The organism is Paracoccus sp. S4493, assembly GCF_000967735.1.
GTDB classification, from domain to species: Bacteria; Pseudomonadota; Alphaproteobacteria; order Rhodobacterales; family Rhodobacteraceae; genus Paracoccus; species Paracoccus marcusii.
Genome location: NZ_JXYF01000527.1, coordinates 1 through 270, shown reverse-complemented (window position 1 = coordinate 270; position 270 = coordinate 1). Strand labels below are relative to the sequence as shown.

The 270-nt window shown below is 73.0% G+C and carries 1 pseudogene; it reads left to right on the top strand.

The features are described from left to right. Positions 1–270 (top strand): annotated as a pseudogene (locus TW83_RS19540) (alpha-D-ribose 1-methylphosphonate 5-triphosphate diphosphatase); the annotation flags it as partial.

Here is a 270-nt window from a genome sequence, read left to right as displayed (position 1 = left end):
CCGCGTGGGCGAGTTGCACGAGGCGACCGCCGTGGCCGAGGCGCGCCGCTATGGCGCGGTGCTGGCCAGCCACGACGACACCACCGCGCCCCAGGTCGCGGTCAGCGCGGCACATGGCTGTCATTTCGCGGAATTCCCCACCACGGTGGATGCCGCGCAGGCCTGCCGCGACCACGACATCCGCGTGATGATGGGCGCGCCCAACCTGATCCGCGGCGGATCGCACAGCGGCAATGTCGCGGCCAGCGACCTGGCGCGGGCCGACCTGCT